This is a genomic window from Ruegeria sp. N10 (genome assembly GCF_056531545.1).
The window spans coordinates 36,427-52,300 of sequence record NZ_JBQFLY010000009.1; the positions used below are offsets into that span (position 1 = coordinate 36,427).

A 15,874-nucleotide genomic window follows, 5' to 3' on the forward strand; every position below is an offset into this window, starting at 1 on the left:
AACACGATGAAAGCGCTGGAAAAGTCGAAACCCGAAGAGGGGTTGTGGATGGTACAGGCCCCGGTCCCGGAAATCGGGCCGGATGAGGTGCTGATCAAGATCAACAAGACCGGAATTTGCGGTACCGACATTCACATCTGGAACTGGGATGAGTGGGCCTCTCACACCGTTCCGGTTCCGATGATCACTGGTCATGAGTTCGCTGGGGAAATCGTTGAGATTGGGCGCAACGTAACCGGCCTGAACGTTGGGCAGCGCTGTTCCGGCGAAGGGCATCTGATCGGCACTGAAAGCCGTCAAAGCCGCGCAGGCAAGTTTCACCTCGACCCCGGCACGCGCGGGATCGGGGTGAATGAACAGGGCGCGTTTGCGCAATACCTGAAACTGCCTGCCTTCAATGTTGTTCCCCTACCGGATGATATCCCGGATGAGATCGGGGCAATCCTTGATCCGCTGGGCAATGCGGTACACACCGCGTTAAGCTTCGATCTTCTGGGCGAAGATGTCCTGATCACCGGCGCAGGACCCATTGGCATCATGGCCGCCGCCGTTGCCCGCCATGCAGGTGCCCGTAACGTGGTGATTACCGACATAAACGCTGAACGATTGAAACTCTCGGAACATGTCGTGCCGTCGGTGCGGACCGTTGATGTTTCCAAACAAGATTTGCACGATGTCATCGCACAGCTAGGAATGAAAGAAGGCTTTGATGTGGGGCTTGAAATGTCCGGCTCACAAGCCGCGCTTGACCAGATGGTCGAAGCGCTTGTGATGGGTGGGAAAATCGCCTTGCTGGGGATACCGCCGGGGAAATCTCCAGTCGACTGGTCGCGTATCGTTTTCAAGGCGATCACAATCAAGGGTGTCTATGGTCGCGAAATGTTCGAGACCTGGTACAAGATGATCGCCATGCTGCAAAATGGCTTGGATGTGTCCCGCGTGATCACGCATCGCTTTGCGGTTGATGATTTCGCGGATGGTTTTGCCGCGATGAAATCCGGCCTCTCAGGCAAGGTTGTCCTTGACTGGACCTAACCCGCTGGAAAGTTACGAACTCAACGCCTAGACAGGTGCAAGGATCGCACAACGGAGGCATGAGATGGGCGAGAACAAAGACGATCGTCTGTTGCAAAGAGGTGTCGAAGACACTCTGATCACTGATTTCGCCGAGACACATCGCAAAAGCTATGGAGATTTTCTGCAACTCAAAACGTTGCTGAATCTGCAAAAGACCTTTCAGGACCCTGCGCAGCCGGACGAGATGCTGTTCATTATTATCCATCAGGTCAGCGAACTGTGGCTGAAACTGATGCACCACCAACTGGTCGAGGTGCGCCGTTTTCTGCAACAGGATGAATTTGGCCCAGCCATGAAAAACCTCGACCGAATCAAGGCCATTCAACGGCAGTTGATTGCGGCTTGGGAAACCCTGCTGACCATGACGCCTGCCGACTATATGACGTTTCGGCAGGCTCTTGGCAGCTCGTCAGGGTTTCAGAGCTACGGGTATCGGCAGATCGAATTCATTCTCGGCAACAAGGATGCCTCAACACTGAAGGTCCATACGCATGACCCAGAGGTGATGGAGATGCTGAATGCCGCACTGACCAAACCGTCGCTTTATGACGAGGTGTTGCACATGTTGGCCCGCCAAGGGTTCGATGTGCCCAAAGATCTGATCGAACGCGATTACGCCCAACCCTATTCCGGCGATTCGCGCGTGGTGCAAATTTGGGTGGAGGTGTTTCGAAACACTGAAAAATACTGGGATCTTTATGCTTTGGCCGAAAAGCTGATGGATGTGGAAAGTTTGTTTCAACGCTGGCGCTTTGACCATGCCACCGCGGTTGAGCGCGTGATCGGGATGCAACCTGGCACTGGTGGCTCAAGCGGCGTGGCCTTTTTGCGAAAGGCGCTAGAGCTGCGGTTTTTCCACGACCTTTACGACGTGCGTACGGAATTGATGTATAGCGGGCAGAACTAAGACATGTTGTATCGAGGATTTTCGCAATCCGAGCTGGAGCGGGAGTACTCCCCCAGCACAATGATCGGCGGCGACCTAAGCCCGTATCTTGCCAGCTATAAGGCGCTAAGCGCTCAGGCGCGGGCCGACTATCCGGTACGGGAAAACCTGGCTTATGGTGACAGCCCCGTACAAGTCCTTGATTTCTTTCCCGCTCGCGATGACAAGGCACCCCTGCACGTCTTCATTCACGGCGGGTACTGGCAGGCGCTCAGCCAGAATGAATCGTCTCTGATGGCACCAGGTCTGGTAGAACACGGGCAAGCTTTTGCGACTGTAAACTACACGCTGGCACCCGATGCCCGGATTGGCGACATGATCGACGAGTGCCGTGACGCGTTGTTGTGGCTGGCGGCCCAGGCTGAGGAGTTGGAGTTCGACCCGTCGCGGATCACCCTGTCAGGTCACAGTGCAGGCGCGCATCTGGCGGCGATGGTGATGGCAACCTCATCAGACGCCCTTGCCAAAGCGGGGCTCCGGGTGCGGGATGTGCTTCTGATCAGCGGCATATACGACCTGGAACCGATCAGCCTGATGTCGGTGAACGATCCGCTGCAATTGACACCGGTCGAGGTCAACGATCTGTCACCCATCCGCAATCTGCCCCGGCCCGGTCCTCGATACCATGTTTCGGTGGCCGAACGGGATACGGATGAGTTCATTCGCCAAAGCCGTGACTATGCCGAAAGGCTGCGAAAGTCCGGACACTCTGTCAGCTTTATGCTCGCGCAAGGAATGCATCATTTCGATATCATCATGCATTCAGCTACGTTTCTGCCCCAAACAAAATAAGCGCCTCGACAAATGAAAACAGCGGCCTAAGGGGGTCGCTGTTTTTCGTTTTCAACTTATGCCGGGTTAGTCCAGCGTGCGGGTGACTTCTTCGCGCTCGAAGATTTCGATCACGTCGCCTGCGCGAATGTCATCGTAGTTCTCGAATGCCATACCGCATTCCTGACCCGACTGAACCTCGGCCACTTCGTCCTTGAAACGCTTCAGTGTTTTCAGCGTGCCTTCGTGAATAACCACGTTGTCGCGCAGCAGGCGGACACCGGCGGAACGGCGCGCCACACCTTCGGTAACCAGACAGCCGGCAACCTTGCCAACGCCGGTGACCTTAAAGACTTCGCGGATTTCGGCGTAACCGATGAACTTCTCGCGAATCTCGGCGCTCAACAGACCCGATGCGGCAGCTTTCACGTCGTCCACCAGATCGTAGATAACCGAGTAATAGCGAATCTCGACACCTTTCTGGTTTGCCGTGTTCCGGGCAGACGCATTGGCCCGCACGTTGAAACCCAGGATCGGAGCACCCGAGGCCTCGGCAAGACCGACATCGGTTTCGGTGATTGCACCCACGCCCGAATGCAATACGCGCACGCGTACCTCGTCGTTGCCGATCTTCTCCATCGCCTGAACGATGGCCTCAGCCGAGCCCTGCACGTCCGCTTTCATCAGAATCGGCAGTTCGGTGACGCTTTCGTCTTCCTTGGCCTTCTGCATCAGCTGCTCAAGGGTGGTAGCGGCACCGGCGGCAGCGCGTTTGTCCTTGGCGGCCTGCTCGCGGTAGGCGGCGATCTCGCGCGCCTGTGCTTCAGTCTCGGTCACGTTCAGAACGTCACCGGCTTCCGGTGTGCCATTGAGACCCAGAACCTCGACCGGAACCGAAGGACCCGCTTCCTGAACGCGTTCACCCTTGTCATTGATCAACGCACGGACCTTACCGTACTGCTCACCCACAACAAAGATATCGCCCTGACGCAGCGTGCCGTTCTGAACCAGAACGGTCGCGACCGGACCACGGCCCACATCCAGCTGCGCCTCGATCACGGCACCCTGGGCTGCGCGATCAGGGTTGGCTTTCAGTTCCAGAATCTCGGCCTGCAATGCGATGGCTTCCAGCAGCTCGTCCAGACCCTGACCGGTGATGGCGGACACTTCTACGTCCTGAACCTCACCCGACATTTTCTCGACGATCACCTCGTGTTGCAACAGATCGGTGCGCACCTTGTCCGGATTTGCATCATGCTTGTCGATCTTGTTGATCGCCACGATCATCGGCACCTTGGCTGCCTTCGCGTGATTGATCGCCTCGATTGTCTGCGGCATGACCGCGTCATCGGCAGCGACAACCAGAACCACGATATCGGTCACCTGAGCACCGCGCGAGCGCATCGAGGTAAACGCCGCGTGGCCGGGTGTATCCAGGAATGTCAGCGTCGATCCACCATCGGTTTTCACCTGATAGGCGCCGATATGCTGGGTGATGCCACCGGCCTCACCAGCCACAACGCGCGCATCGCGGATTGCATCCAGCAGCGATGTTTTCCCATGGTCGACGTGACCCATGATGGTGATGACGGGCGGACGAGGCTTCAGATCGGCTTCGCTGTCTTCGACCTCTTTGATGACGTCCTCAACATCCGAATCAGAGACGCGTGTGACCTTATGGCCAAACTCTTCGATGATCAGCTCGGCAGTATCAGCGTCGATGGTCTGGTTCTGCGTGACCATCATACCCATCTGCATCAATGATTTGACCACGTCAGCCACACGTTCGGCCATACGGTTGGCCAGTTCCGAGACCATGATCGCCTCAGGCAGTTGTACGTCGCGGATCACCTTTTCACGCTCGACCGAACCGCCCATGGCTTTCTGACGGGCGCGTTCCTGCTTGCGCTTCATCGCTGCCATCGACCGCTGGCGGCTGCCTTCGTCACCAGTGGCCTGACCCAGTGTCAGCTTGCCTGAACGACGGTTGTCTTCGCGGCCCTTGCCACGACCGCGCTGTTCGCGTTCGCGATCCTGCTTGCGAGGCGCGGCTGCAGGCGCAGGTTTGCTGGCCGGGCTACGTGCAGCTTTGGCTTCTTCAGGGGCCGGTGAAGCGACAGCAGCAACAGCAGCACGCTTGGCTTCTTCTTCAGCCTCCACGCGCTTGCGCTCTTCGTCTTCGGCTTTCTGACGGGCGCGCTCTTCGGCTTCACGCTGCTCGCGCTCTTTCGCTTCCTGTTCCGCACGGCGGCGCACACGTTCTTCTTCGCGTGCCTTTTCAGCGGCTTCGCGTTCAGCGGCCTCTTCGATCTCGCGGGCCTTGGCAGCCTGCAAAGCTTTCATACGGCGCGCCATTTCCGCGTCGGAAATACCTGCGGGACGACGCGACGGATCACCCGAAGGGGCGGCACCGCCACCCGGCTTTGCCGCGCCCGGCTTGGGGACCACCACGCGCTTGCGTTTGGTTTCCACCACGACATTCTTGGTGCGTCCGTGGCTGAAACTCTGTTTCACATTTCCGGGGCGTGCCCCGCCACGAAGACCCAATGTCTTTTTGCCGTCACTATCGCTCATAAAGCTTCTTACCCTTCCGCGCGGCCCTTGCCGCCGTCATCCGTTTCGCGCAAGCCACGCAGGCGCTGCGCTTCCTCTACAACACGTTTGGCGAGTCCGCCAGAGGCCAAGGCCGCATGAATCACCGTTTGGCGCCCAAATGCTTGCCCTAATTCGTCTGCCGTCAGCCAACCGATGTATTTTCCTAAGTGCGGCGTACTGAGCTTCGACTTGCCGCGCCCCGATCCATCAGTGGCCTGAATCAGCACCTGAGCCTCTTCCCGGTCCAGCCACGACTTGACCTTTTCATACCCGGCAACCGCGTCGCCGGACTTGCGCGCCAGACTGAGCAACTCAATCACACGGCGCGCGATCTGTTTTTCAACCTCTGCCGTCAGGTCCTGAGGCACGGTCACCTGTGCCTTGAACCCCCGCGCAAACAGTTTCTTGCCAATGGCCTTGTCCAGCGCGGCACGATCCGCCGCCACATAAACGCCCCGCCCCGGCAACTTTGCCGCGACATCCGGAAAGACCTGACCGTCCGGCCCCGTCACAAAGCGGATCAAGCCATATTTAGGCTGAACCTCGCCTGTGGCGATGCACTTGCGTTCGGGTCCGTCAGACCGATCCTTATGGACGCCACCGCGACCCATACGCGCCACCCGAGACCTGAGATCAGGCCTCGACCTCCTCGTCTGCTGCGTCGCCGTCGATGTCTTCTTCCGCCTGCTCCAGCTCGGCCGGATCAACCCAACCCAACAGGATACGCGCAGTCATGACCATGTCTTGTGCTTCTTCGAGCGTGACGCCAAAGGGCTCCAGAACGCCATCATCCTTGACGCGTTCACCGTCAACTGTGGTCCAGCCACCGGCCAGTTCCCAGTCTGCACAGGTTGCGAAGTCTTCCAGCGTCTTCACATCGTCCTTGGCCAGAGCCTCTACCATCTGGGGTGTCAGGCCTTCGAATTCAATGAGGCTATCCTCGGCACCCAGTGCGCGCGCGGCATCCAGAGCGGCTTTGGCCTGGGCTTCCAGGAATTCACGCGCCCGGGTCTGAAGTTCCTGCGCGGTGCCTTCATCGACGCCGTCAATGACCAGAAGTTCATCAATCTCGACATAGGCAACTTCTTCGAGATTGGTGAAGCCTTCGGACACCAGCAGCTGCGCAAAGAATTCGTCCAGATCCAGACTGTCCATGAACAGCTTGGTACGAGATTCGAATTCCTTCTGACGGCGTGCTGATTCTTCAGCTTCGGTCATGATGTCGATGTCCAGGCCGGTCAGTTGGCTTGCCAGACGCACGTTCTGACCGCGACGACCGATTGCAAGAGACAGTTGCTCTTCAGGAACCACAACCTCGATCTTGCCTGCTTCTTCGTCCAGAACAACCTTCGAAACCTCGGCAGGTTGCAACGCGTTCACCAGGAAGGTCGGTTGGTCTTCGTTCCACGGGATGATGTCAATCTTCTCACCCTGTAGTTCGTTCACAACGGCCTGTACGCGGCTGCCGCGCATACCAACGCAGGCGCCAACGGGATCAATCGAGCCGTCATAGGAAATTACGGCGATCTTGGCGCGTGAACCTGGGTCACGGGCCACGGCCTTGACCTCGATGATACCGTCATAGATTTCCGGTACTTCCATCTTGAACAGCTCGGCCATGAATTCCGGAGCGGTACGCGACAGGAAGATCTGGTGGCCACGCACTTCGCGGCGGACTTCCTTGATATACGCGCGCACACGATCATTCGGGCGATAGCTTTCGCGCCCAATCTTGTCGTTGCGGCGCAGAACGGCCTCGGCACCGCCCAGATCGACGATAACATTGCCGAATTCTTCGCGCTTGACGGCACCGTTGATGATGGTGCCCGCACGATCCTTGAATTCCTCATACTGACGATCACGCTCGGCTTCGCGGACTTTTTGCAGGATCACTTGCTTGGCGGACTGCGCCGCGATCCGGCCCATTTCGACCGGCGGTACTTCTTCAACAAAAACGTCACCGACCTGCGGGTCTTCCATGTACTGTTTGGCCTGTTCGACGGTGAATTCGGCCTGATAGTTCTCAAGCTCGTCATCCTCGACCACGGTGCGCACACGGGTGAATGTCGCCTTGCCGGTCTTGCGGTCGATCGACACGCGAATGTCCATCTCGGCACCGTAGCGGCTCTTGGCAGCGCGGGCGAGCGATTCCTCCATCGCTTCGACAACCAGACCGGGGTCGATCATCTTTTCGCGGGCCACGGCCTCGGCAGTCTGCAGCAGCTCCAGCTGGTTGGCTGAGGTAATTGCCATCAGTTCGTCTCCTCTTCGGACCCTTCGGTCTCAATCTCGTCGAAAGCTTTTTCGTTCAGGGCGCCTGCATCTTTGCGCTGGCGCAGCATTTCTTTGATCAGATCATCGGTCAGGACCAGCTTGGCATCACTCAGCCAGTCGAATTGCAGGCCGATTGTGATCGTCTCGGACCCTTCGGGAATATTGATCAGAACCTCTTCCCCTTCGATCCCGGCCAGTTCCCCTTTGAACCGGCGGCGGCCATCGATCAGTTCAGAGGTTTCGATCTTGGCCTCATACCCCTCAAAAGTCTCAAAATCCTTGAGGCGCGTCAGGGGGCGGTCGATACCGGGGCTGGACACCTCAAGCGTATAGGCGTCGAGGATCGGGTCCTCCACATCCAGGGTGGCGCTGACCGCATTCGAAATCTCGGCGCAGTCATCCACTTCGATGCCGCCTTCAGGTTTGTCAGCCATGATTTGCAGCGTGGTCTGCTTGCCACTCATCAGCCGGACACGGACCAGCTCATACCCCAGGTCTTCGATCACCGGGGTGATGATCTCGGCAAGTCGCCGGTCGATGGCAGCTTTGGCTATTAGGTCGTTTGTCATCAGGTTCTCTACCCTGTCAATCGGGCACAAAAAAACGGGCGCGCGGCCCGTCGAATTTTCCGGTGGAGCCTTGGACCGAAAGTCCAACGCGCCGCTGTTGAAACTGCATATACGCAGGATGATCCGAGTCTGCAACCCCCGACAGAAGTGTTACCCGGAATTACACGATCCACCACCGTTCAGCGATACGACCGTCGTCCAGAACCGTGCGTCCGGCAATCTGCCGCGGCAATCCCACCGTCCCAGAAACGGCCAGTGCCATATCGGTCTCGGAAGGATGGAAGCGAAGACCGCGCGTACTGCGGATCTCGGACGGATCTGGGAAAGCCGCAATATCGACGTAGCCATCGCGCAATGCCTCGGCGCGGACACAGGCATCGGGAATAACGATCACTTCGAATGCATCGACCCAACCGGCCTGACCGTCCTTGTAATGTCCCGAAACACGGCGACCCAGGAAATGTCGCCCGTCTTCGGCGCGCTCGACACGGTAGCAACCCGTACCGTTGGCCCTGTGTAGCGGCGTGACGCCTTCGCCATTGCGGGCAATGACAAAACGACTTTCCGCCAAAAGGAATGGAAGGCCCGGATTTGCCTCGGCCAGTTCCAGCCGCAAACGGTTGGCGGTCAATGCCTCGGTATACCCGACTTCGGCCAACACGGTAGCAACGTCTGAGATGTCCAAAGGCGCGCCGTCGTGGAACACCGCATCATTGCGCAGATCAAAGCTCCAGACCTTCGCATCGGCGTCGGTTTGCCAGCCCGTCGCAAGCTCGCCCCGCAAAGTGCCATCCGGGGCAATCTCGGTCAGCGTGTCGAAAACCGCACCGCGTGCCACCTGCTCAAGACTGTCGTCGCGCGGCACGGCCAATCGCAACGTGCCGCCCTTCTCTGGCCTGTCCGCCAGGGATGCGCCAGTCGCGGCAAGCAGCGCGGCTGCGGCACCCGAAGCAAACAAGGCACGCCGGTCGATGCGTGTCACGCCAAACCCTCCGCCACGCGATCCATGATCCGGATCAGTTCTGCGCTGATCCCGGGTTCAGAAAGCGCATGACCGGCCTGACGTACCATCTTAATCTCGGCATTCGGCCAGCGTTCGCTTAGCGACCAGGCGGCCTGCGGCGGGCAAATCATGTCGTATCGCCCCTGCACGATGTGACCCGGGATATGAGCGATCCGGTCCATTTGATCTAGGATCTGCCCATCCTTTTCCAGAAAAACCTTATTGTAGAAATAGTGATTCTCGAGCCGCGCAAATGTACGGGCGTATTCGCCGGGACTTTCGCCCACTGATCCGTTCGTATGGATCGATGCCAGCGCATTTTCCCAGTGCGACCATGCCCGCGCATACAGGGTCTCGGTCGCGCGGTCCCCCGAGAACAGGCGTTTGTTATAGGCGGTGATGGTGTCCTTCAGCTCGGCCTCGGGCAAAAGCGCGGTGAATTTCTGCCACTGCTCCGGCCAGAAACGCCCCACTCCGCCGCCATAAAACCAGTCAAGTTCAGCCTGAGTTGCCAGAAACACGCCCCGCAGCACCAAACGGCTGACCCTGTCGGGATGCGACTGCGCGTAGATCAAGGCAAGGGTCGCGCCCCAGCTGCCGCCAAAAGCTATCCATTCATCAATCTCGAGCAGGTCGCGCAACCGTTCAATGTCGGCCACCAAATGCCATGTCGTGTTGTTTTCAACCGAAGCCGTGGGGCGAGACCGGCCACACCCACGCTGATCAAATAGAATCACCCGGTAGACACGCGGATCAAAGTAGCGGCGCATTGCAGGGCTGCAACCGCCACCCGGACCGCCATGCAGGATCAGCACCGGTATGCCTTCGGGATTACCGCATTGTTCCACATAGATACGGTGCCCGTCGCCCATATCGACCATACGCTGGTCGAACGGGTCGATCGGCGGGTACAGATATTGAACTGCGCGCTTTTGGTCCGGGTACTTGTCCATTATGGCCCTATATAGTCCTTAAGCGTAAAAGAGCATACGGAGACAGGAATGCAAGCGCATCCGAACACGGTGGATCCATCCGAGATCGCAAAATTCGAAGCGATGGCGGCGGAATGGTGGGATCCTCATGGGAAATTCAAACCCTTGCACATGCTGAATCCTTGCCGTTTGGATTATATCACACAGCAGATCGCCGGTGAATTCGACCGCGATCTGAAAGTGCGGAAACCGTTCGAAGGTCTGCGCCTGTTGGATATCGGTTGTGGCGGTGGTCTGCTGAGCGAACCGATGGCGCGTCTGGGGGCCGAGGTCGTCGGGGCCGATGCCGCCGGAGGTAACCTGCCTGTTGCGCGTATCCATGCCGAGCAGTCCGGTTTGCAGATCGACTATCGCCACACCACAGCCGAAGACATGGCCGCCGCGGGTGAGCAGTTCGACGTGGTCCTGAACATGGAAGTGGTCGAGCATGTGGCCGACCCGGCGGGTTTCCTGACCGCCTCGCAGCAGTTGCTCAGGCCCGGCGGGCTGCTGATCTGCTCAACCATCAACCGCAACCCGAAATCTTATGCGATGGCTATTTTCGGGGCCGAGGTGGTAATGCGCTGGCTGCCGCGCGGCACGCATGATTGGAACAAGTTCATCACCCCTGACGAGTTGTTCGACCTGCTGCGCCAAGCGGGGGTCGAGCCGGTGGACCGCAAGGGTTTCGTGTTCAACCCGATCCTGTGGAGCTGGTCGATTTCGGACCGGGATTTAAGCGTGAACTATGTGACGGCAAGTGTGAAACCGGGGTAAAGGTAGTCACGACAACCAAATTAGGAAAACCTGTCGATGTGGGGCAAAAGATTTTTTGATGTTCCGGTCTATCGCTTGAAAGAAGAAAAGTACCAGCAACAATTGAGCGCGAAGATTGATCGCGACATGAGAGAAATTGTAGGATCAGACATTCCTGAAGACATCCTTTCGCGGAATCGCAAAATGCGAGTCGAACATCAACGGCTGAAGTACGAAACGTGGGATTTCAACGAAATCATCGGCTACATCCGGCTTTATTTTCGCGGGTCACAAGTTCTTGGTGAATATTTTAGCGCTGAAAAGAAACGTGCGGTCTTAACCAGACGGAAAGTCTTTTTGTACAAGACTTATAAACTCGCCGCAGATCTCAACATTCCCGCGAACGCAACAAACGAAGAAGTGTTTAGCTTCATCAAGGAGTATCTAGAGCGATGCAAAAAGGAACTGAGGAAAGATAGATTTATCGACACAACATTCTTGGAACAGATTGGGCCACACGTCGATTGGAACACGCTTCGGCAAGAAGACTAAAATCACGGCCGTGATCTTGCGTCTCAACCTTGCTCCAACTGCAACCGCAAATCCCGCAGCACCGGCAGTGTCGAACGAACACGGTCGTCCCCCAACTCTCCGACCACGCGGTTGATCAACGGGGCAATCGAGGAAATCGCCTGATCCCGCGCGCGTTTACCGGCGGGGCTGATCGCCACCATCTTGCGGCGGGCATCGTCCCAATCGGGTCGGATGTGGATGTATCCGGCCCATTCCAGCTTGGCCAAGGTGTTGGTCATCGCGCCGCGGGTGACGTGGAACGTGTTGGCCAGCTGCGCCGGGCTGCGCTCATCCGCGACAAAAGCCAGGTGGTTCAGAACCGAGAAATGCGAGATTTCCATGCCCTTGGGCAGCACGCGGCTAAGCCGGTTCCGCAATAGCTGGTCGGCGGTCAGGATCTCGCTGAACAGCGTGACCGCAAGGGCATTGGTGTCGTCTGTCATTGTTCCGTTCTGTCAGGGTCCGTCGAAGGATCGGCGGTGGTGCAGTGAAGGGACACGTCGGCGTGCCTCAGTTACAGAACTATCATCCAAATCGAAAATGTGAATGCCTGGATCGGTCCCTGCGTCGACCAGCACCTTTCCCCACGGGTCGACGACCATGCTGTGACCGTGAGTATAACGTGTTTTGCTACCGGTTTTCGGGTGTTCCCCTGTCTGGGCCGGGGCCAGCACCCAACACCCGGTTTCGATTGCGCGTGCGCGCAGCAAGGCTTCCCAATGCGCGGCGCCCGTGACCGGTGAGAACGCAGCCGGGACGGTCAGAATGCGCGCGCCCGCCTGCGCCAGCGCCGCGTGCAAGTATGGAAAGCGGATATCGTAACAGATTGTCAGACCAACCTTGCCGAAATCCGTTTCGGCGATGACCGCTTTTTCGCCAGGGCGGTAGTTTTTTGATTCGCGGAACGTCTCGGTCTCGGTGACCTGCACATCGAACATATGGATCTTGTCATACCGCGCCACGATCTGACCTTGCGGTCCGATCATAAAGCAGCGGTTGGCAAAACGACCGTCATTGTCATGAGTCTTGAGCCCCAACGAGCCGATCAGAAGCCATACACCCAGATCAGCAGCCTGTTCGCGCAGGCCCGCCAAGGTGATGTCATCTTCTTCATGTTGTAAAACCGCGTGCTGCCGTGTGGTGCTGGTCGAAACGCAATTCGTAACCTCTGGCGTCAGAACAAAGCGGGCACCCTGTTCTGCCGCTTCAGCCATCAGGCCTCGTACCATCCCGAGGTTTTCAGCCGGATCGTCCGACGAGGTGATTTGCAGCAGCGCGGTTTTCATCAGGCCGCAAGCAGACGGTCAAGCTTGCCCTGACGCTCCAACTCGTACAAATCATCGCAACCGCCGACATGCGTGGTGCCGATGAAAATCTGCGGGACCGTGCGTTTGCCTCCGGCACGTTGAATCATTTCAGGTTTGCGTTTGGGGTGCATCAGCACGTCGATTTCCTTGAACTCAACACCTTTCTGCTTCAGAAGGCGTTTGGCTGCATGACAATACCCGCACAGTGGCGATGTATAGATCTCTACCGACTTCATTTTCCGTTCCCTTCGGATTTCGCGCAATCTTGGGCGAATTAGGCATTCTTAGCAACGCGCGCCAGAGCCAACACAAAAATATGATTTGCCCCCGCCGCCTGACAGACCCGAGTGCATGCGGCCAGTGTTGCCCCGGACGTCATCACGTCGTCTACCAGCAAGACGTTCCGGCCAGTTAGATGGCGGGCATTTCGGGGTTGAAGGCATGTCGCGTCTTCCAAGATCTGTGCCCGCTCGGCTGCTGTTTTGCCGTCCAGCACCGGCGTCTTTTTTTTGCGAATCAACAAATCGGGCACGCATTTCAATCCTGTCTCACGCCCCAGGTTCTGCGCCAAGAGAGCTGACTGGTTGTATCGCCTTTTGAGCAAGCGTGACCAATGCAGAGGAACCGGAGCAATCACCATACCCGCTCGCAGCAATGGGCGCCCTGCCTGCGCCATCCACTGCGCGGCAGGGCGGGCCAGTTCGGGCTGATCACCATGTTTCAACGCCAGGATCAGTGACCGAGCCTTGCCGTCATACAAAAGCGCGGCGCGGCCTGCCCTCCAGGGGCGCGCGGTCTTCAGGCAATCATCGCACTCGGTCCGAAACTCGTCCTGCCCTCCGATCAGGGGCAGACCGCAACTTTCACAGACCGTGCCGCCAATGAATGGCGTTTCCCGCCAGCACGGGCCACACAGGCCAAAATCGGACTCGGTCAGGTCGCCGCACCCCATGCAACGTGGTGGATAAATCAGCGCAAGTGCGGTTTGAATCCGTTGCGCGATACGATACTTGCCAGTTATGAAACTGCCCGAACCCACTGCACCCTCACTTTTTGACCGTGCCGCCATTCTGCGTCATCGCAACCGCGTGCAGGATGACGCCCTTTTTCTGCACCGCGTCGCGATGGACGAGGTTCAGGATCGGCTCTCCATGGTTAACAAAACCTTTACGGCGGCAGCGATCGTGACGGCCTACCCACAGCTTTGGACGGACGCTTTTCCCGAAGCCTCGATCGTTGCGGATAACGACGTGCTGGCACTGCAACCCGGCGCACATGATCTGGTGATCCACGCCATGACACTGCATTGTGCAAACGATCCGGTAGGTCAGTTGATCCAATGCCACCGCGCGCTTAAGCCCGATGGGTTGTTGCTGATTGTTTGTCTGGGCGGCGAAACGCTGCACGAATTGCGCGCGGCATTGGGTCAGGCCGAGATTGACGTTACCGGTGGCCTCAGCCCCCGCATCGCTCCAATGGCCGAGCTGCGGGACATGGGCGGTTTGTTGCAGCGGGCCGGTCTGGCCTTGCCCGTCGCAGACTCGGTGACACTCACGGCTGAGTACCGTGACATCTGGCACCTGATGCACGATCTGCGGAATATGGGTGAGGCCAATGCGTTATCCGCGCGCCTGAAACACCCGACCAAACGCGCAGTATTTGAAACCGCGCAAAACGTCTACGCGACTCATTTCACCACGGGGTCCGGGCGCCTGGCAGCCACGTTCGAACTGATCTGCCTGACGGGATGGGCCCCCCACGACAGTCAACCAAAGCCACTGCGTCCCGGGTCGGCGCAAACACGTTTGGCTGACGCCTTGCGCACCGACGAGGGCAAACTGCCCGATTGACGCGCGACCAAATCCCCTTATTTCAGGCCCTAACGCAAGAAATTCAGGAAGCCACATATGTTTGATGCCACGCGACCCGCTCATGCTCCTACGGATCACCCCAAGATCAGGATGGGGCGCGTCGGCATATTGCTGGCCAATCTGGGCACGCCGGACGATTACACCTATTGGCCGATGCGTCGGTATCTGAATGAGTTTTTGTCGGATCAGCGCGTCATCGATTATCCGAAGTGGAGATGGCAGCCGATTCTGCAGGCGATCATCCTGACTAAACGGCCATTCAGTTCCGGCGAGGCATACAAATCAATCTGGAATCAGGAAAAGGGCGAAAGCCCGCTGATGACCATCACCAAGGACCAGGCTGCCAAGCTGAGCCAGGCCATGCACGCACGATACGGTGATCAGGTCATGGTCGATTTCTGTATGCGTTACGGCAACCCGTCGACCAAATCCAAAGTGCGCGAGATGGTAGCGGCAGGGTGCGATCGCATCTTGTTCTTTCCGCTTTACCCTCAATACGCTGGCGCAACGACGGCCACCGCCAACGACCAGTTCTTTCGCGCGCTGATGGACGAAGCCTGGCAGCCCGCCACGCGAACCGTTCCGGCCTATTTCGATGAACCTATTTATATCGATGCGCTGGCACAGTCAGTTGAACGTGCATACGAGGCTATGGAAACAAAACCCGACATTCTGGTCTGCTCATATCATGGGATGCCCGAGCGGTATTTGCAGCAGGGCGATCCCTATCACTGTCAGTGTGCTAAAACGACGAGGCTGTTAAAGGAGCGATTGGGCTGGACGGATGATCAATTGGTATCGACCTTCCAGTCGCGCTTTGGCCCCGAAGAATGGTTGAAACCTTACACTGTGGATCACGTGGCCGACCTGGCGAAGCTAGGCAAAAAGAACATTGCTGTTATTGCCCCGGCGTTTTCTGCGGACTGCATCGAAACGCTGGAAGAGATTAACGAAGAAATCAAAGAGAGCTTCGAAGAAGCAGGCGGCGAGACGTTTACCTATATTCCATGCCTTAACGATGACGGCGCCCATATCGCGGCACTTGGAAAGGTGATCGAAGACAATCTGCGCGGGTGGCTGGCGTAAAGCGTTTCCAGAACACAAGCCGCATTTCTCATGAGAACGTCAGGCTCGGCTTGATACTGGCGCGTCAGTATCCCT

General features: G+C 57.7%; 17 protein-coding genes. 7 read left to right on the plus strand and 10 right to left on the minus strand.

The features are described from left to right. The first annotated feature begins 6 nt into the window (after positions 1 to 6). The 3 genes from tdh to ACR0JI_RS13120 all read left to right on the plus strand — a co-directional run bounded on the left by tdh (position 7) and on the right by ACR0JI_RS13120 (position 2,815). Positions 7 to 1,035 (plus strand): L-threonine 3-dehydrogenase, encoded by a 1,029-nt coding sequence (gene tdh, locus ACR0JI_RS13110; RefSeq protein ID WP_480476882.1) that lies wholly within the window; start codon positions 7 to 9, stop codon positions 1,033 to 1,035. A 64-nt stretch (positions 1,036 to 1,099) separates the two neighbouring features. Continuing rightward, the gene (locus tag ACR0JI_RS13115; protein ID WP_480494561.1) at positions 1,100 to 1,984 is read left to right on the plus strand and encodes a tryptophan 2,3-dioxygenase; all 885 of its coding nucleotides are present in this window, start codon (positions 1,100 to 1,102) and stop codon (positions 1,982 to 1,984) included. 3 nt (positions 1,985 to 1,987) lie between these two features. Further along, positions 1,988 to 2,815 carry an alpha/beta hydrolase gene (locus tag ACR0JI_RS13120; RefSeq protein WP_480494560.1) on the plus strand — a complete coding sequence of 276 codons (828 nt, stop codon included), beginning with the start codon at positions 1,988 to 1,990 and terminating at the stop codon, positions 2,813 to 2,815. A 66-nt stretch (positions 2,816 to 2,881) separates the two neighbouring features. Here the strand turns inward: ACR0JI_RS13120 and infB are convergent, their stop codons facing one another. The 6 genes from infB to pip form a co-directional block, all read right to left on the minus strand. Next, a complete protein-coding gene (gene infB, locus ACR0JI_RS13125) occupies positions 2,882 to 5,368 on the minus strand; it encodes a translation initiation factor IF-2 (RefSeq protein ID WP_480474800.1) in 2,487 nt (828 codons plus the stop codon). Positions 5,369 to 5,376: 8 nt separating this feature from the next. Continuing rightward, on the minus strand, positions 5,377 to 6,000 hold the full coding sequence (locus ACR0JI_RS13130) for an RNA-binding protein (protein WP_480474799.1): 624 nt from the start codon (positions 5,998 to 6,000) through the stop codon (positions 5,377 to 5,379). A gap of 22 nt (positions 6,001 to 6,022) precedes the next feature. Continuing rightward, the gene (nusA, locus tag ACR0JI_RS13135; protein WP_480474797.1) at positions 6,023 to 7,642 is read right to left on the minus strand and encodes a transcription termination factor NusA; all 1,620 of its coding nucleotides are present in this window, start codon (positions 7,640 to 7,642) and stop codon (positions 6,023 to 6,025) included. Then, positions 7,642 to 8,232, minus strand: a complete 591-nt coding sequence (gene rimP, locus ACR0JI_RS13140) for a ribosome maturation factor RimP (protein WP_480474795.1) — start codon at positions 8,230 to 8,232, stop codon at positions 7,642 to 7,644. Before rimP ends, nusA begins: the two co-directional genes overlap by 1 nt. 160 nt (positions 8,233 to 8,392) lie before the next feature. Next, positions 8,393 to 9,214, minus strand: coding sequence for an ABC transporter substrate-binding protein (locus ACR0JI_RS13145; RefSeq protein WP_480474793.1), 822 nt, complete (start codon positions 9,212 to 9,214; stop codon positions 8,393 to 8,395). Further along, the gene (pip, locus tag ACR0JI_RS13150; RefSeq protein ID WP_480474792.1) at positions 9,211 to 10,188 is read right to left on the minus strand and encodes a prolyl aminopeptidase; all 978 of its coding nucleotides are present in this window, start codon (positions 10,186 to 10,188) and stop codon (positions 9,211 to 9,213) included. The genes ACR0JI_RS13145 and pip overlap by 4 nt, the downstream gene beginning before the upstream one ends. 48 nt (positions 10,189 to 10,236) lie before the next feature. Between pip and ubiG the strand changes: the two genes are divergently transcribed. Both ubiG and ACR0JI_RS13160 read left to right on the plus strand, forming a co-directional pair. Further along, positions 10,237 to 10,983 (plus strand): bifunctional 2-polyprenyl-6-hydroxyphenol methylase/3-demethylubiquinol 3-O-methyltransferase UbiG, encoded by a 747-nt coding sequence (gene ubiG, locus ACR0JI_RS13155; protein ID WP_480474791.1) that lies wholly within the window; start codon positions 10,237 to 10,239, stop codon positions 10,981 to 10,983. A gap of 36 nt (positions 10,984 to 11,019) precedes the next feature. Further along, on the plus strand, positions 11,020 to 11,514 hold the full coding sequence (locus ACR0JI_RS13160; protein ID WP_480494558.1) for a hypothetical protein: 495 nt from the start codon (positions 11,020 to 11,022) through the stop codon (positions 11,512 to 11,514). Between the two features lie 23 nt (positions 11,515 to 11,537). On the opposite strand, the gene ACR0JI_RS13165 is transcribed toward ACR0JI_RS13160, so the two are convergent. From ACR0JI_RS13165 to ACR0JI_RS13180, 4 genes are read right to left on the minus strand one after another with little or no spacing between them, the layout of a single operon-like run. Continuing rightward, positions 11,538 to 11,978, minus strand: coding sequence for a MarR family winged helix-turn-helix transcriptional regulator (locus ACR0JI_RS13165; protein WP_480474789.1), 441 nt, complete (start codon positions 11,976 to 11,978; stop codon positions 11,538 to 11,540). Positions 11,979 to 11,990: 12 nt separating this feature from the next. Further along, positions 11,991 to 12,821, minus strand: coding sequence for a carbon-nitrogen hydrolase family protein (locus ACR0JI_RS13170; protein WP_480494556.1), 831 nt, complete (start codon positions 12,819 to 12,821; stop codon positions 11,991 to 11,993). Next, complete coding sequence (gene grxC / locus ACR0JI_RS13175) at positions 12,821 to 13,078, minus strand: glutaredoxin 3 (RefSeq protein ID WP_480474786.1); 258 nt, start codon at positions 13,076 to 13,078, stop codon at positions 12,821 to 12,823. Before grxC ends, ACR0JI_RS13170 begins: the two co-directional genes overlap by 1 nt. Positions 13,079 to 13,116: 38 nt before the next feature. Next, a complete protein-coding gene (locus tag ACR0JI_RS13180) occupies positions 13,117 to 13,881 on the minus strand; it encodes a double zinc ribbon domain-containing protein (RefSeq protein WP_480494554.1) in 765 nt (254 codons plus the stop codon). On the opposite strand from ACR0JI_RS13180, the gene ACR0JI_RS13185 reads away from it, so the two are divergent. Together ACR0JI_RS13185 and hemH are read left to right on the plus strand one after the other, a co-directional pair. Beyond that, positions 13,862 to 14,692, plus strand: a complete 831-nt coding sequence (locus ACR0JI_RS13185; protein WP_480474783.1) for a methyltransferase domain-containing protein — start codon at positions 13,862 to 13,864, stop codon at positions 14,690 to 14,692. The genes ACR0JI_RS13180 and ACR0JI_RS13185 overlap by 20 nt on opposite strands. Positions 14,693 to 14,749: 57 nt before the next feature. Then, on the plus strand, positions 14,750 to 15,799 hold the full coding sequence (gene hemH / locus ACR0JI_RS13190; RefSeq protein WP_480474782.1) for a ferrochelatase: 1,050 nt from the start codon (positions 14,750 to 14,752) through the stop codon (positions 15,797 to 15,799). The last annotated feature ends 75 nt before the right edge of the window (positions 15,800 to 15,874 follow it).

What these genes read in the sequence shown, in the direction of transcription:
- tdh (WP_480476882.1), top strand. Translation starts at nt 7, where the DNA reads ATGAAAGCGCTGGAAAAGTCGAAACCCGAAGAGGGGTTGTGGATGGTA.
- ACR0JI_RS13115 (WP_480494561.1), top strand. Translation starts at nt 1,100, where the DNA reads ATGGGCGAGAACAAAGACGATCGTCTGTTGCAAAGAGGTGTCGAAGAC.
- ACR0JI_RS13120 (WP_480494560.1), top strand. Translation starts at nt 1,988, where the DNA reads ATGTTGTATCGAGGATTTTCGCAATCCGAGCTGGAGCGGGAGTACTCC.
- infB (WP_480474800.1), bottom strand. Translation starts at nt 5,368, where the DNA reads ATGAGCGATAGTGACGGCAAAAAGACATTGGGTCTTCGTGGCGGGGCA.
- ACR0JI_RS13130 (WP_480474799.1), bottom strand. Translation starts at nt 6,000, where the DNA reads ATGGGTCGCGGTGGCGTCCATAAGGATCGGTCTGACGGACCCGAACGC.
- nusA (WP_480474797.1), bottom strand. Translation starts at nt 7,642, where the DNA reads ATGGCAATTACCTCAGCCAACCAGCTGGAGCTGCTGCAGACTGCCGAG.
- rimP (WP_480474795.1), bottom strand. Translation starts at nt 8,232, where the DNA reads ATGACAAACGACCTAATAGCCAAAGCTGCCATCGACCGGCGACTTGCC.
- pip (WP_480474792.1), bottom strand. Translation starts at nt 10,188, where the DNA reads ATGGACAAGTACCCGGACCAAAAGCGCGCAGTTCAATATCTGTACCCG.
- ubiG (WP_480474791.1), top strand. Translation starts at nt 10,237, where the DNA reads ATGCAAGCGCATCCGAACACGGTGGATCCATCCGAGATCGCAAAATTC.
- ACR0JI_RS13160 (WP_480494558.1), top strand. Translation starts at nt 11,020, where the DNA reads ATGTGGGGCAAAAGATTTTTTGATGTTCCGGTCTATCGCTTGAAAGAA.
- ACR0JI_RS13165 (WP_480474789.1), bottom strand. Translation starts at nt 11,978, where the DNA reads ATGACAGACGACACCAATGCCCTTGCGGTCACGCTGTTCAGCGAGATC.
- ACR0JI_RS13170 (WP_480494556.1), bottom strand. Translation starts at nt 12,821, where the DNA reads ATGAAAACCGCGCTGCTGCAAATCACCTCGTCGGACGATCCGGCTGAA.
- grxC (WP_480474786.1), bottom strand. Translation starts at nt 13,078, where the DNA reads ATGAAGTCGGTAGAGATCTATACATCGCCACTGTGCGGGTATTGTCAT.
- ACR0JI_RS13185 (WP_480474783.1), top strand. Translation starts at nt 13,862, where the DNA reads ATGAAACTGCCCGAACCCACTGCACCCTCACTTTTTGACCGTGCCGCC.
- hemH (WP_480474782.1), top strand. Translation starts at nt 14,750, where the DNA reads ATGTTTGATGCCACGCGACCCGCTCATGCTCCTACGGATCACCCCAAG.